General features: G+C 38.9%; 6 protein-coding genes and 1 tRNA gene. 2 read left to right on the top strand and 5 right to left on the bottom strand.

Going from position 1 to position 15,499, the window contains the following annotated elements:
* Positions 1–48 precede the first annotated feature (48 nt).
* The 4 genes from D1092_RS09065 to aroA form a co-directional block, all read right to left on the bottom strand.
* A complete protein-coding gene (locus D1092_RS09065) occupies positions 49–8,625 on the bottom strand; it encodes a glycoside hydrolase family 94 protein (protein ID WP_120121594.1) in 8,577 nt (2,858 codons plus the stop codon).
* A 230-nt stretch (positions 8,626–8,855) separates the two neighbouring features.
* Positions 8,856–10,556 (bottom strand): 30S ribosomal protein S1, encoded by a 1,701-nt coding sequence (rpsA, locus tag D1092_RS09060; RefSeq protein WP_120121593.1) that lies wholly within the window; start codon positions 10,554–10,556, stop codon positions 8,856–8,858.
* Positions 10,557–10,689: 133 nt separating this feature from the next.
* Complete coding sequence (gene cmk / locus D1092_RS09055) at positions 10,690–11,337, bottom strand: (d)CMP kinase (RefSeq protein WP_120121592.1); 648 nt, start codon at positions 11,335–11,337, stop codon at positions 10,690–10,692.
* Entirely contained in the window at positions 11,334–12,662 is a 1,329-nt protein-coding gene (gene aroA / locus D1092_RS09050; RefSeq protein ID WP_120121591.1) for a 3-phosphoshikimate 1-carboxyvinyltransferase, read from the bottom strand. The genes cmk and aroA overlap by 4 nt, the downstream gene beginning before the upstream one ends.
* Positions 12,663–12,848: 186 nt before the next feature.
* Here aroA and D1092_RS09045 point away from each other — a divergent pair, with 186 nt between their 5' ends.
* Positions 12,849–13,229 (top strand): TIGR02300 family protein, encoded by a 381-nt coding sequence (locus tag D1092_RS09045; protein WP_120121590.1) that lies wholly within the window; start codon positions 12,849–12,851, stop codon positions 13,227–13,229.
* 117 nt (positions 13,230–13,346) lie between these two features.
* Positions 13,347–13,422 (top strand) — tRNA-Ala (locus tag D1092_RS09040).
* A gap of 1,329 nt (positions 13,423–14,751) precedes the next feature.
* Here the strand turns inward: D1092_RS09040 and D1092_RS09035 are convergent.
* A complete protein-coding gene (locus D1092_RS09035; RefSeq protein ID WP_120121589.1) occupies positions 14,752–15,339 on the bottom strand; it encodes a transglycosylase SLT domain-containing protein in 588 nt (195 codons plus the stop codon).
* Positions 15,340–15,499 lie beyond the last annotated feature (160 nt).

Raw genomic sequence — 15,499 nt, 5'->3', positions numbered from 1 at the left:
AGAAACTATAACAACTCTAAGGTTTTGAGCAAGAATAAAAAAAGCCTTTTATCTTTTCTGTTTTGAGGATTTAAGAACGCATATGATCTCATGTTTGCCCGTTTTTTCCAACTTTATCCCTGCTTGAATATGAGCATAATTTTTATCATCAACACGAAGCATATTTTCAGCTCCCCATTTCACTTTAATGGTATAAACAGCATCATGAAATTTCATTTTTGCTTCATATTCAGACCATGAAGAAGGTAAATGTGGCTCTAAGAATAATTGGTCATTTTGACGATTAATCCCAAGAATAGCTTGTGTTGCGGCGCGGTAGAACCAGCCTGCCGAACCTGTATACCATGTCCAACCACCTTGTCCACGATATGGTTCAATGGCATAAATATCTGCAGCCATAACATAAGGTTCCACACGATAAATTTCAGGATTTTGCCCATGAGTAATCGGGTTAATGGCAGAAAATAAAGTATAAGCTTTATCGCTTTCACCCATTTGCGCAAGCGCCAAAATACTCCAAATAGCACCATGCGTATATTGACCGCCATTTTCTCGAATACCTGGGGGATAACCTTTTATATAACCGGGTTCGAGAGTTGTTTTATCAAAAGGTGGCCAGAAAAGGCGTATAAGGCCGCCTTTTTCATCATACAGCTGTTCAAGCATTGATGCCATTGCTTTTTTTTGGCGCTCAGGCGATGCCATTTGCGAAATAACAGCCCAAGATTGCGCAATGGTATCAATTTTACATTCATCATTGATTTGAGAGCCAAGGGGCGTTCCATCATCAAAATAACCACGCCGATACCAAGCACCATCCCAACCATTTTCTTCTAAGGACTTTGTTAAACGTTCAAGATATGCACTCCATGTTGCAACACGGGTGTTGTCATTCCTTTTTCGGGCAAGGGGGATAAATGCTTGTAGTGTGCACCCAAGAAACCATCCCAACCACGTGCTTTCACCTTTTCCTTTAATACCTACCAAATTCATGCCATCATTCCAATCGCCGCTCAAAATAAGGGGAAGTCCATGTGGTCCACAGCGTTTGATGGCAAGATCTAAAGCTAAAGCACAATGTTCATAAATTGTTGCGACCTTTAAGGATTGTATGGGCTTAAAATAAGCATCTTGTTGTTCACTGTTGAGAGAATCTCCTTCAATAAAAGCAATAGGGGTATCAAGAAATATGCTATCACCAGTGGTGTTGACATAAAGCGCTGTTCCATAGGCAAGCCAAACAATATCATCAGAAATACGTGTGCGAACACCAGCATTTGTATCGGGCAACCACCAATGTTGTACATCGCCTTCGAGAAATTGGTGTGCCGCGGCGTTTAACAATTGTTCACGCGCGATTTGTGGGTTTAATAATAACAAGGACAAGCTGTCTTGCAACTGATCGCGAAAGCCAAATGCACCACTTGCTTGATAAAAGGCAGCGCGTGCCATCATGCGGCAAGCGTAAATTTGATAAGGAAGCCAATGATTGACCATAAGATCAAAAGAGGGATCAGGTGTTTTAACTTGGAATGGGGCAACAAAATCATCCCATTGCTGTTTTTGTTGTGTGAGCAGAGTTTCAAAATCACTTACACGCACTTGGTCTAGTAATTTTTCCGCTTCTTGCTTATTTTCAGCACTACCAAGATAGAAAATGATTTCTTTTGTTTGCCCTGGGTGAAGATCAATATCGTAGGAAAATGCTGAACAGGGATCACATCCTGCTTCAACTGTATTTGAAAGAGTATCGGCTTTACGGATCGCGTGAGGATGTGTCACTGTTCCCGTTACACCGATAAATTCAGTGCGATCAGTGGTCGTACTTGTTGGCATTTGGGAAGCAGATAAAAATGTCACTTGTTGAGATTTGTCGATGTGGTAGGGATTTTGGATAAAATGTGCACCACGCATAAGATCATAATAGGGGAGTATGAAAGGTGCATATTTTGTACGGACATTGCCCAAAACCCATTCAACATAATTATAAAGGCGTAAACTGCGTGTTTTTTTCCCATTATTTTTAAGGGTGAGACGTGAAAGACGCACTGGTTTTTCTGGATAGAGTGTATGGGTGAGTTCTAAGATAATCTCTGTATGTGTGGATTTAAAAGTTGAAAATCCAAAACCATGGCAAGCCTCATAGACAACATTTTCATCACATTCAACAGCAGAAACGGGTGAAAATCGTTTTAAAGAAAGACGGTCTACAAGATAAAGCGCTTCTCCTGGGCGGTTAGAAATGGGATCATTACTCCAAGGGGTTAGGTGATAATCACGACTATTGTTTGCCCAAGTAAAAATTGCACCCTCAGCAGAGACATGAAAGCCAAAGTTTTTATGAGCAATGACATTAATCCATGGATGTGGTGTGGTGGTATGTCCATGAAGACGTATCACATAATGATTATGATGATTAAATCCACCATAACCATTCCAATATTTCAGATCATTTCCATCAATTGGAAGAGGTGAAGTTTTTTGTTGACCGATAAGACCAAGAGAAGCAAAGAGGTTTTGCTGCGTTGATGCTATACTTTGTCGGTCTTGATTATATTTGGGGTCGTTTAATTGATAATAGGATTCTTGATGTTCCTTATGGATGGTGAAATCAAAGTCATTATTGTCAAATTGTTTGAGTTGTTCAAACAAAGACCCGTTTTGCGCATCAAGGATAATGCGAGCTGAGGCAAGAAGGGTTTTAAAACTCTGGTCATTCATTTGATCACGCCGAAGTGTGAAAATATGTTGACGTTCATCTGTGTCATGTGTGTGATGGCGATAAGATTCGCATACCCATTCAATGGCATGTTGTGTATTTTGTATGTAGGAAAATGCTTGTTCATTAAGAATAACGAGATCAACAACAAGTCCACGCATACGCCAATATTCATGTGCTTTAAGAAGCTCACGCAAGACAGAGATATCTCCCTCATTATCTAATCTGAGAAGGCAGAGTGGAATATCTCCTGACAGTGACATTGGCCAAAGATCAGATTGTTTACCAAGATTTTTTGCTAAGTTTTTTGAAGAAAGACGCCATGTTCGATCAGGATAGATAAGTGGTGTTGCATATTTTTGATAGGTAATAGCTTCTTTAAGGCTGATACCACTTTGATACAGCGAGACTTGTGAGCGTGTCCATGCCATTGAAAATTCTTGCTGGAATATATTAGGTTGACGATAATGTTTAATATAATTGTGCAGTGTTTCTTTTGCATGAGCAGCAAAAGTCCAAAAAATGAGTTCAACTTTTTCATGTGCTGGAATTTTTACATGGCATCGCAGTGAGATAATGGGATCAAGCACACACCCTTGACTATTGCTAAAACGCGCATTGCGGTCAAATGCTGCAGGGCGATGAATGGATCGTCCCCTACCAATGAATAACAAGCGATCCGTTTCTACTTCTGTTTTTTGGATATTATCACCAGTAACAAAATGGGCAATGTGGATTTCAGGGTCATTGGGAGAGCGTTTGCGCCTTTTAGCAAAAATTATCCTTCTTGTCTTAGCAATTTCTGTTTCTATAAACATACGCGAAAAAGCAGGATGAACTTGATCTGCATCCATTGTTGCGAGTGCGAGTTCAGCATAAGAGGTCACTTCAATGATACGGTCTTTGTTTGTTGTATTGATAAGTTGAAGACGTCTGCCTTCACCGCACCCTTCAGAGGTAATAAGACATTCAAGTGTTGATTTGATACCATCAACCATTTTTATATATTCAGCTTTTTCATCTGTAAAAATGCAGACTGCTTCTTCTCCTACAACGCGTGTTGGCTCACCAGTCACAGACCACCAACGTCCACTATCTGTTTCACGGAGAAAGAACAAAGTCCCTTGTTGATCTTCTGTCGCATCGGGAATAAAGCGCGTAATCGCATAATCATGCCAACGGCTGTAGCCAGAACCATTGGCTGTCAACATTGTAGAATAGGAACCATGAGATAAGAGCAAAGTTTCACGTGGTTTAAGCAGTGGGTTTTTTATAATGCGCAAAGGAGCATCATCGAATTCTCGACAATTATTACGCATGCGATCAATAACTTTGCTATGGATGATGGAAATTTGATGCGGTGCTCTTTCCTGTAATAAAAATTGGATTGCTTCAACGATTGGGTCACGGTGAAAGCGATCACGCATCCGCCCTTGGAAAATAACATTATCGATAGCAAGAATGGACATACCATGATGATGCGCATAATAATTGCGTACCACAGCGTATTTTTCTCCTGTTTTTACGCGTGAGGGGGTAAAATCAAGAGAATCGTAATAACCGTATGTTCCCAAAGCTCCAAGATCACGGAGGTATTTTAAATTGGTTACGGTTTGGTCGGGGACATATTGTGCTGCTAAAAGACTGGCATAGGGAGCAATAACGGTATTGCGTGAAAGACCACGCTGAAGACCGAGGTTTGGAACACCAAAGTGAGCATATTGGTAATTCATTAAATGATCGCGAGCGTTAAATGCAGCCTCTGAAATTCCCCAAGGTAATCCACGTTTATAGGCGTATTGTATTTGATGATGAATAATCAGTCGATTGGTTTGATCGAGGAGAGATCCCAAAGGTTCGTGCATAACAAGGGATGGCATGAGATATTCGAACATGGAGCCAGACCATGATAACAATGCACCTTTCCAACCAATGGGAACGAAGAGTCGACCAAGATGAAACCAATGTTTTACTTTTATATCGCCTTTTGCGATAGCAAAAAGACTTGCTAGGCGTGCTTCTGAAGCAAGGAGATCATAACAATTTTCATCGAGTTTATTTTCTTGAACACGATATCCAATAGACAAAAGATGTCGTTCAGGTTGTTCTAAAAAGTCAAATTTCATATCCAAGGCAATTTGCCGCGCTTCTTCAGCCAAACTATTCAATGTTTTACGTAATTTTTCACTGTCATAGCCACCAGTAGCATCATGATGGTGAGCTTCACAGGTTTCTGAAAGACACTTTGCCCAAGAGAGTGTTTGAGCGGATTTTGTCGTTTGAATTTTTTGATGAAGTTCATCTATTAACTGCACAAGATTACGAGCAATAAGTGATAGGTCTGTAAGCTGAGAAATGATGGTGTTTGGTGTTTCTAGAGCAGTATTCATACAATGATCAAAATTGGTGATATGCTCTTCGATTTGTTGACGTAAGGAATGTAAAGTGGGTTGATTATTCGGAATTTCTTTGACAGTTTCTGCCAAAAGAGCATAAACATCACGCAAGCCCTCTTGATCACTTTGAATAAAAACATGAGGTTTTTCCGCCCATTCTCTTAAGGCTGAAGCAAGAGTGAGCAAATGGCCAGCAAGATTTCCTGAATCAACAGTTGATACATAAGTGGGCAAAAGAGGTTTGAGTGTATCTGTTTCATACCAGTTATAAAGATGCCCACGGAATTTTTCCATTTTTTCAAGAGAGCTTAATGTACATTCAATGCGGGTAATGGTCTCGTCACAACTAATCCAGCCAAAGTCACGTGCAGCAATAACAGAAAGAAGATAAAGTCCAATATTTGTGGGGGATGTGCGTTGTGCAATCAGAGGTTCAGGATCTTCTTGAAAATTATCGGGGGGCAAATAATTGCTTTGTGCGTTGACAAAATTTGCATAATAAAGCCATGTCTGTCGTGCAATAGATCGCAGAGTTTTCTTATCTTCAAAAGATTCATGAAGAGTATCTTGAAATGTTGAAGGTTGACTAACAATCCACGCAATGAAGGGTGAAAAAAACCATGCCAGACCAAAAGGTAAGGCAATAAAACTTGCAAAATTATGAGAAAAGAGAGGCATTGCTATGGCAAGGATACCAATAAGTGCTGCTGGCCACATTGTAAAAATAGAGAAGCCAAGACTATTGGGCATAGATTTTGTTGCGGCAGAGGTTTTCCATTCAAGCAAGTGCTGTTTTGAAATCGCCATGCGATAAAGTGTGCGGATAATTGCATCAGTCATAAAATAAGCTGAATGAGCAAGAAATATCATTTTAAGAAATATATTTGCACTTATCAGGGTCATTTTATGCAAAATTAATTGAAAATACCCACGTAAAGAATAATCAATATTGGATGGAATAAGCGTTTGTAAGACACTTAAAATTGGTGAAATGAAAAGACTAAAGAACAAGAATGTTTGCCAAAGAATTGCACTCTTTAATGGTAAAAGAGACCATCCTGCAAAGGCAGCAATGAGCCACATCAGAGGCGTGAGGGAACGGCGCAGATTATCCTGCATTTTCCAACGTGTCGTAGAGCTAATTTGACGAGGACAAAAGAGATACGGCAAGAGTTGCCAATCCCCACGAACCCAACGGTGATAACGCGCCACATCAACATGGTAAGCTATTGGATAATCCTCAATGACTTCTACATCACTCACCAATGCAGTACGTGCATATCCCCCCTCTAAAAGGTCATGACTAAGAACAGTATTTTCTTTAATTTTTCCGTCAAGTGCTTGCTGAAATACATCAATATGATAAAGACCTTTGCCAATAAAAGTTCCTTCTCCCAAAAGATCTTGATAGGTATCAGAAACAGCAAAGACATAAGGATCAAGACCGCGATTAGTAGAAAAAGCCCGTTGCAAAATTGATGTTTCTTTTCCTGTGGTAAGAGAAGGCGTAATACGGGGTTGTAAAATGCTATAGCCTTTTACAACCTTCTTGTGATGTGGATCAAAAGTAGGATGATTGAGCGGATGGTTAAGTTTTCCAACAAGTTTTGTGACACATTCAGGGGTCAGACGCGTATCTGCATCCAACGTCATAACAAAACGGCAATCCATAGGAAGATGCGGGTTTGGCGGATAAAAACTGGTATTTTTATTGCCTCTTAATAACAGATTAAGTTCGTGAAGTTTACCACGCTTTCGTTCCCACCCCATCCAGCATTTTTCACTGGTATTATAAAGGCGCTTACGGTGTAAAAGAAAAAAAAGAGGGATATCACCACGAGGATAACGACAATTAAGTTGATCAATACTCTTTTGCGCGTAATGCAGCAAGTCAAGATCATCTTGCGTTTGCTCTAAGGGAGAGTCTACCCAATCTGTGAGAAGTGCAAAATGGATGGCGCCTTTGGGATTGGAAAGGTAGTGCACTTCAAGATTGTGTACTTGCTCATCAATAGACTCGCGTGAGGTGATTAAAGTAGGCACAACAACCATTGTGCGTGCATATTCCGGAATTCCCTTTTTATATTCATAACCAATGAGCTGTTTTGAGGGAATAATCCATGAAACAACAGTGTTGAAGAAGGAAAAAGCGGTATCTATGGCAGGAAACAGCGCTAATGCAGTGAAAAGAAGAGATACCCAGGGTGTTTCAGATGTCTGTAAGAGAGCGTAGATTGTAAGCAAAAGGATAAGCGTGAGAAAAGAGACAGGAATAGCAATGATGCTTATCTTTGAGCGGCAGAAAAATCGTGCCCATTTTATAAAAAAAGGTGGGGTGTAGCCACATGCTTTTTCAAAACTATGCCGCCCATCACCGGTAAGATACCACCCAACAGAAGAATGAAGAGGTGTATTTTCAGAAGGAGAAAGTGCTATTTCTATCGCTTTTCGTGCAACTTCTTGTTCACTAAGGGGCGAAAAGCGTGCAACTTTTTCGATCACTTGTCGATAAATATTGCGTGAGTGAGTATCAATTTTAGAAAAATCACTATTTTTATGCAAAATAGAGTCTACGGAACTAACAGTTTCAAACCATACTGTCCAATCAACATCACCAAGTGCTTTAAGGGTACGGATAATATTGCCCATGGTGACACCATCTTCTGCTTGACGCAGATGTTCATCAGTTGTGGCGATTTCTAGGCTACTGCCTTGGCTGTGTAATTGCTGTTCAAGCCAATTTAATGCGGTTGTTGAATCGACAGATGCACTGCGTAGACGATAGAATAAATGGGCTGAAAAGCTTGGATAAACAGTGAATGGTGCATAACAAGTAAAAAGAGTATGTAATTTTGTTTCATTATAAGTGAGGAAAATTTTATCAGCAACTTTATGGGCAAGCTGGCGCATAGTGCGTGTTTGTTCAATGCGCAGTGCAAGACGACGGACGTTTTCAATGAGCAACATCTGTATCACAGAAGGAAGTGCCCATAATTCACCAATTTTGAGAGCACAAACTTCTTGAAATCCATTGATCATAGCCGTGAGTGTTTTTTGTGAAAATATGCTATCAGTATGGGCAATATAAAGCCAAGCTAAAGCAAAGATACGTGGTATATCTGTCCTTTGTTTATAAAGAGGAAGTTGTTTAATGAAGGATTTGGATAAGTTACACCGAAGCTGTTGTATCGTTTTGTCAATGGTATAATGATTATCAAGGAGCCATTGAGCAGATGGCGCCATAGTTTCATCATTTTGCGCAGCAATATAACAGGTGTGAAAGGCACGGAGAATAAGTTTAGCATTTTCATCTAATCTCTTGCGAAAATCTTCTACTCCTTCATATTCAGGGAGCAAAATTTCTTTGCCAGAAGCTATATCATGCCCTAGGTCATAAAGATCTTCCTGTACTTTATAAATTGCACGAAGAGGAAGAGCCGTATTAATAAAATGGTCTTTTCCTTTCTTTTGAGAAAAAAAGTACTTTATGAAAGGTATTGTGCACGCCATAATGTCCCATTATTATTCAATTACATCACTTGTTATTTAAATTGTAAGAATTTTATCTGAATAGTGAACCGTTGAGAGACAAAAAACAAACTTTTTGTTTTTATTTGCAAGTAATTATAATAATTTTAATGCAATAATTAAAAATTAAGGAAATAATTTCTTTAGAAAATAAAAAGGTCACTCCTAAAATGAGTGACCTTAATAATACCATCGATTTTAATGATTGATGATTAATCTTGTTCTTGTTTTTTCAAAGCTGCACCGAGAATATCACCAAGAGAAGCTCCTGAGTCTGTAGAACCATATTGAGCAACAGCCTCTTTTTCTTCTGCAATCTCTAATGCTTTGATAGATACTGAAATTTTACGTGTTTTTTTATCAAATGCTGTGATGCGTGCATCAACCTTTTGTCCAATTGCAAAACGCTCAGGACGTTGTTCATCACGATCACGCGCAAGATCAGCACGCCGAATGGTTGTCTCAAGGTTGTGATCAACCAATTTCACATCAATATCATTGTCGTTAACAGCAATCACTTCACAGGTTACAACAGCCCCTTTTCGCAATTCGCCAGAAGCAGCCGCTTCTCCAACTTTATCACTAGAAAGCTGCTTAATTCCAAGAGAAATACGCTCTTTTTCAATGTCAACATCCAAAACCACAGCTTTAACGATATCGCCTTTATTGTAAGTATCAATAACTTGTTCACCAGGACGGTTCCAATCGAGATCAGAGAGATGAACCATACCATCAACATCGCCTTCAAGCCCAATGAAGAGACCAAATTCTGTTTTATTTTTAACTTCTCCCTCAATTTGTGAATTGACAGGAAATTTATTGGCAAAAGCTTCCCATGGATTTTCAAATGTTTGCTTTAAGCCAAGAGAAATACGCCGTTTAGAAGGATCAATTTCAAGAACAACCACTTCTACTTCTTGTGATGTAGACAGAATTTTTCCAGGGTGAACATTTTTCTTTGTCCAACTCATTTCAGAAACATGGATTAATCCTTCAATTCCTGGTTCAATTTCAACAAAACCACCGTAGTCAGTAATATTGGTAACAGCACCCGTAATTTTTTTACCAATAGGATAGCGTACACTGATACTTTCCCAAGGATCACTTTCAAGCTGTTTCATCCCAAGAGAAATACGATGCGTATCTTGATTAATGCGAATAATCTGAACTTTAATCGTTTGACCAATTGTAAGCACTTCAGATGGGTGGTTCACACGCCGCCATGCCATATCTGTAACGTGTAAGAGACCATCAATCCCACCAAGATCAACAAAGGCACCATAATCTGTGATATTTTTCACCACACCTTCAACAATTTGGTTTTCTTCAAGATTTTGTACAATTTCTGAACGTTGCTCAGCACGGCTTTCTTCTAAGACAGTACGACGTGAGACCACAATATTGCCACGACGACGATCCATCTTCAAAATTTCAAAAGATTGTGCATTATGCATGAGAGGTGAAACATCACGAATGGGACGAATATCAACTTGGCTGCGCGGCAAAAAAGCAACGGCACCATCAAGATCAACTGTAAAACCACCTTTTACTTGACTAAAGATAACACCCTCAACGCGTGCACCAGCATTGAATTTTTCCTCTAAACGGACCCAACTTTCTTCGCGACGTGCTTTTTCACGCGATAAAACAGCTTCGCCCATTGCATTTTCAATGCGTTCAATGTAAACCTCAACTTCATCGCCAACTTGCAGAGAACCATCTTTTGCTTTAGCTCCAAATTCTTTGAGGGGAATACGTCCTTCGACTTTAAGTCCAGCATCAATAATGGCCATGTCTTTTTCGATTGCAATAACACGACCTTTAACAACAGATCCTTCATTAAGATCATTGGTTTGAAAAGATTCTGTTAAAAGGGCTTCAAAATCCGCTGTTGTGGGATTGTATTGTGACATAAGAACTCCTAATATATACCTTACTTTATAAGGTATGAGCGCTAGGTTAGTGTTAACACGGGTGACTCCTTAGCCTTTTCCCTTGAATAAAGGAGAGAAAATTAGCGCTAGGCTGGAAACCACCTTAATGAATTTATCCAATTATATGCATTTTTATGATTGGATCAATAAAAGTACATGCAATTGCAAATGTTGCTTCTATACTCAATTCTGACGTATCAAGCAAGTGGGTGTTTTTTGCCGGTTTTAGGGGGCTTTGTTTGCGCGTTATATCGCGACTGTCTCGCTGTTCAAGATCGCTAAGAATTTCATGATAATTTGCTTGCCCCCCCTTTTCTAAAATTTCTTGGTAACGGCGTTTGGCACGTATTTGAACATTGGCTAAAACATAAAATTTAATATCGGCATCGGGGCAGACAACAGTACCAATATCACGACCATCAAGTACACTTCCAGGTAAAGTTTTGGCAAAATTACGTTGTTTTTCGACAAGAATATTGCGTACAGCAGGGTTAATCGCTATTTTTGAAGCCGCTTCACCAAGTTCATGAGTAGAAAGAAGGGCAGAATTTAAGGTATTAAAATCAAGCTGTTGGGCACAAATGATAGCATTCTTTTCATCATTAAGAGGCAGTTTTTTTTGTAAAAGTGCATGAGCAACACCGCGATAAGTAAGCCCCGTATCCAGATGATGAAGATGGTAATGCGTAGCAATTTTGCGTGCTAATGTTCCTTTTCCGGAAGCCGCTGGTCCATCAATTGCAATCACAAAAGGTTTCAAGCGATTTTTCCCCCAAGTTGTTTTATAAAAGGGATAAATTCTGGAAAGCTAGTAGCGATCATTCGTTTATCATCGATGGTAACAGGTTTTTCTGATGCGAGTCCAAAGATCAGAAAGCACATAGCAATTCGGTGATCAAGATAAGTGGTAACATATCCACCACCTAAACCTTTGCCAGAGCCTTTTCCATGAACAATGAGGAAATCTTTCCCTTCTTCACAATCTACATGATTGATTTTTAATCCTTGAGCAACAGCAGAGAGACGATCTGATTCTTTAACGCGCAACTCTTCAATGCCTAGCATCACTGTTTTGCCTTCAGCAAAGGCTGCCGCTACCGCCAAAGCGGGATATTCGTCAATCATCGATGGAGCACGTTCTTTAGGCACGCTAACACCTTTAAGGATCGATGATTTGATCCGTAGATCAGCAACATCTTCTCCACCTGTTTGGCGTTGATTCAAAAATTCAATTTGAGCACCCATTTCCCACAATGTTTTGATAAGTCCTATTCGAGAACTGTTTATCAAAACATTTTCAATAGTGATATCAGAATCTTCTACAAGAAGGGCAGCAACAATTAGAAAAGCAGCAGAAGAAGGATCTCCTGGAACATAAATCGTTTGTCCAGTAAGATGGGGGTAACCATTAAGATGAATCAAACGCGCACCTTCTTTATCTCTTTCTATTTCAAGTTTAGCACCGAATGCTTTTAACATTTTTTCCGTATGATCGCGTGTAAGAACCGGTTCAATAACAGTTGTAATGCCAGCAGTATTGAGTCCGGCAAGGAGAACCGCTGATTTAACTTGAGAGGAAGCTATGGGGACACGATAGCGAATCGGATTAGCTATTTTGGGACCATAAAGCGTTAAAGGAAGGTGATCGCCGTGTGTTGCCTCAATGTCCACACCCATAAGACGCAGTGGTTCGAGGATACGTCCCATGGGACGTTTAGAGAGAGAAGCATCACCCATAAAAGTTGTTTTCATATGATAGGAACCAACCATTCCCATAATCAGGCGAGCACCTGTTCCAGAGTTTCCAAAGTCTAACGGTTTTTGTGCAGCTAAGAGACAACCATTCCCTGTTCCTCGTATGATCCAGAGGTCGTCTTTCTTAATCATATAGGCGCCCATAGCCTGCATAGCAGCAGCTGTATTGAGTACATCAGCGCTTTCAAGTAATCCATGGATATATGTTTCACCACTTGCTAACCCTCCCAATATAAGAGAGCGGTGGGAGATTGATTTATCTCCTGGTATTCGAATTTTTCCAGAGAGACTACTCGATTTATAGGCGGTTATAGGGATTGCTTTTTGCATGGAAATTCTATTTAATTCTATCTAACTTGTATGAAATTATGCATCCTTTAGCACATGCTTTAAAGGGCGTCATGAAAAAATCTACGTGGAACAGTGTATTTATCTTTGACAAAGGCATTATTTTTCGATTAAGCACCATAAAATTTATCTTTTAATGGAATAGAGTTAATCAAAGAGGCACGGTTTATGGCAAAACAGGAACTTGGAACGAAACGTGTTGATCCAGAAACAGGAAAAAAATTTTACGATCTAAATCGCGACCCTATTGTGTCACCTTATACAGGAATTTCTTATCCGCGTTCTTATTTTGAGGTTGCGGCTGCTGAAGCAAACAACGAAGAAGAAGTGGATACTGAAGAGCTTGATACAGCACTTGAAAAGTCTGCTTTTATGCTTCTTGAAGAGGATGATGACAATTCTAAAGATGATGATCTGCCTGATCTGGAAGATAGTGATGTCGATCTCGGGGATGACGACGATACATTTTTATCTCACGATGATGACGATGAGGATGATGACGTTACCGATATTCTTGGAAGCGGCGTTTCTAATGATGACGATGCCTAAAAGAAGCAAAAGAAGGCATCTTTTTCATTGAATGCAAATTCTTCTTGATCTTCAACTTTTCTCGTTTTAAAAAAGTCGAAATCATAGATTGTTCTTTTGGGAAAATTTGTTTTTATAGGGGCTATAGCTCAGCTGGGAGAGCGCTTGCATGGCATGCAAGAGGTCAGCGGTTCGATCCCGCTTAGCTCCACCAAAAAGACCAGCTCTTCTTTTAAGGAATCAATTTATAGTAAAGAACGTGTAATCAATTTTAAAAGATTATATGCCTTCTAACTATTAATCCATTAGTGCACGCTTCTTTCAGCACTGTAATATACTTTTGATCATTTGTTGGATTGTGAAATTTTACTGTCATAGGAATGGAAAGTAAGTGACGTTTTTTATGCTTTGCACAAAAATAAAAATGTGTGTTATTTATCTTACACATTGTTTTAAAAAACAAAATTCTAACTCCCCCTCCACTACAAAATTTTCGCAAAATCACAATACATCGATTATGGATATCTTGTTAACAGGTGTAAGCTACTTAAATAAAAGCTCTGGAACAGGATATTCTTCTCGATCATCGCGAATTAAAACTTTTTTCCAGTGTTTTTAGCTTTATCAAATGACCTGCCAGTTTTAAAAAAATCCCCACTTGAATAATGTTTACCAACTCATTCCTGAGATATATTAAAGCCTAAAAAACATATTGATTTATCATAATTAAATTATCTACTCTATTCAATAATAATTCCGAACAGAGGATGCTTTTCTTATCACAAACCCTCACATATTAAATCAATGAAAATCGTTTCCTTGGCGCATCATGAGCAAGGCTGAATGTAGGAGCAAAGCGACGCTATCACACATTTTTCTAGCTCCCAATGTTACTTCATACTAAAGAAAAATCTTGCCTTGAATATTCATTATATGAAAGCGGTATATAGCTTCCCCCCTAAATAATAGGGTTGTACAACAAAATAACTTTTTAATTAATATGAACAGACTTCATTTCATACAATACTAAAGACTATTAGTCTTGTGGGAGGCTGTAACTGTACCTTTATACCAAGCAATCTTTTTATGAAGCAATACTCTTTTGTTTAATGCATTTTTCATTTTTTATATTGAATGTTTCACCTTTTTTATGATGCTTGAATTGCATTTGTTTTAATTGCTCTTTTTTATACGCTTAATAAATAAATATTCATGTCTAATCAGCCAATAATGCGCATAATGAAATTTAAAAATTTTTTCAACACTCTCAGGTATTTTTTCTAGAGCTAAATGCCAGCATTCAGTGGATGATAGTATCCCTTGTAACTTTTTTGAATAAATATATCTTCTTAAGGAAGACAAAAATATCAAGAGTATATTCAAATAGATTATGTCTTACAAAAGCTTTCTGTTTCTTGAATTTATTTAAATTTTTTCTTTAATAATCGGAAAAAAAGATACTGCCTTATCGCGCCATAAGAAATTTTACTCTTGAACAATTTGATCCCATCAATTCCCTAATTGAGATTTTTAAAAATCTTTCCTAATGCCATCCACATCTCTTCAATTGATGTTCATAGAGCTTAGACATCCTTTCCATACGCTGTGCTACCTGTGAAAGCGCGGCATTAACATACCCTCTACTCCGTGCATAAGCACCATGCCCCATATGATAATTCAAATAAAGGCTATAGGCATCATCAAACCTCACCCCATTGCGTTGAACACTTTGGCGATGATACCAAGCAACAAAATCAGCAGCATCTGCAAAATTGGTACGCCATGCAAAAGACCTACCCGTAGAGCGAAGATACATTGTCCATGTACTGTCAAGCGCTTGAGAATAGCCATAAGCTGTCGACCGACGCTTCCATGGAATAAAGCCAAGTAATTTTTTGCGTGGAGGACGTGCATTGTGACGAAAGCCCGACTCCATATTAATGGTTGCAAGAATAATCGGCATAGGAATTCCATAACGCATTTCTGCTCTTTGAGATGCCCTACCCCAATTATCAAAAAAACTATTTTTTTGTGCTAGAATAGTACAAGCATTGTTTGTATGGATGGGAGTGGTTGTTGCACATCCCCCTAGCAAAAACACCAGTGCTCCTAAAAACAAAAGGTGTCGCATATTCCCTATTCCTCTCGTTTAGAAATAAAACAAGATAGGGATACTAAAAAATTATTACCAATCAATAAAGGCGATGATCTGTCTTGTGATATTAAAAACTTGCCTTACTTTACTTTAGTTTGCATCAACAAAATGCGATGTTTGCGACTGAAAAGATGTT

Origin of the sequence: Bartonella krasnovii (genome assembly GCF_003606345.3) — a bacterium.
GTDB classification, from domain to species: domain Bacteria; phylum Pseudomonadota; class Alphaproteobacteria; order Rhizobiales; family Rhizobiaceae; genus Bartonella; species Bartonella krasnovii.
Note: the sequence above shows the minus strand (reverse complement) of the source record. Positions and strands in the feature narration are given on the sequence as shown.

Coding starts and splice junctions, on each gene's coding strand:
- aroA (WP_120121591.1), bottom strand. CDS start 12,662: ATGCAAAAAGCAATCCCTATAACCGCCTATAAATCGAGTAGTCTCTCT.
- D1092_RS09065 (WP_120121594.1), bottom strand. CDS start 8,625: ATGGCGTGCACAATACCTTTCATAAAGTACTTTTTTTCTCAAAAGAAA.
- D1092_RS09045 (WP_120121590.1), top strand. CDS start 12,849: ATGGCAAAACAGGAACTTGGAACGAAACGTGTTGATCCAGAAACAGGA.
- D1092_RS09035 (WP_120121589.1), bottom strand. CDS start 15,339: ATGCGACACCTTTTGTTTTTAGGAGCACTGGTGTTTTTGCTAGGGGGA.
- rpsA (WP_120121593.1), bottom strand. CDS start 10,556: ATGTCACAATACAATCCCACAACAGCGGATTTTGAAGCCCTTTTAACA.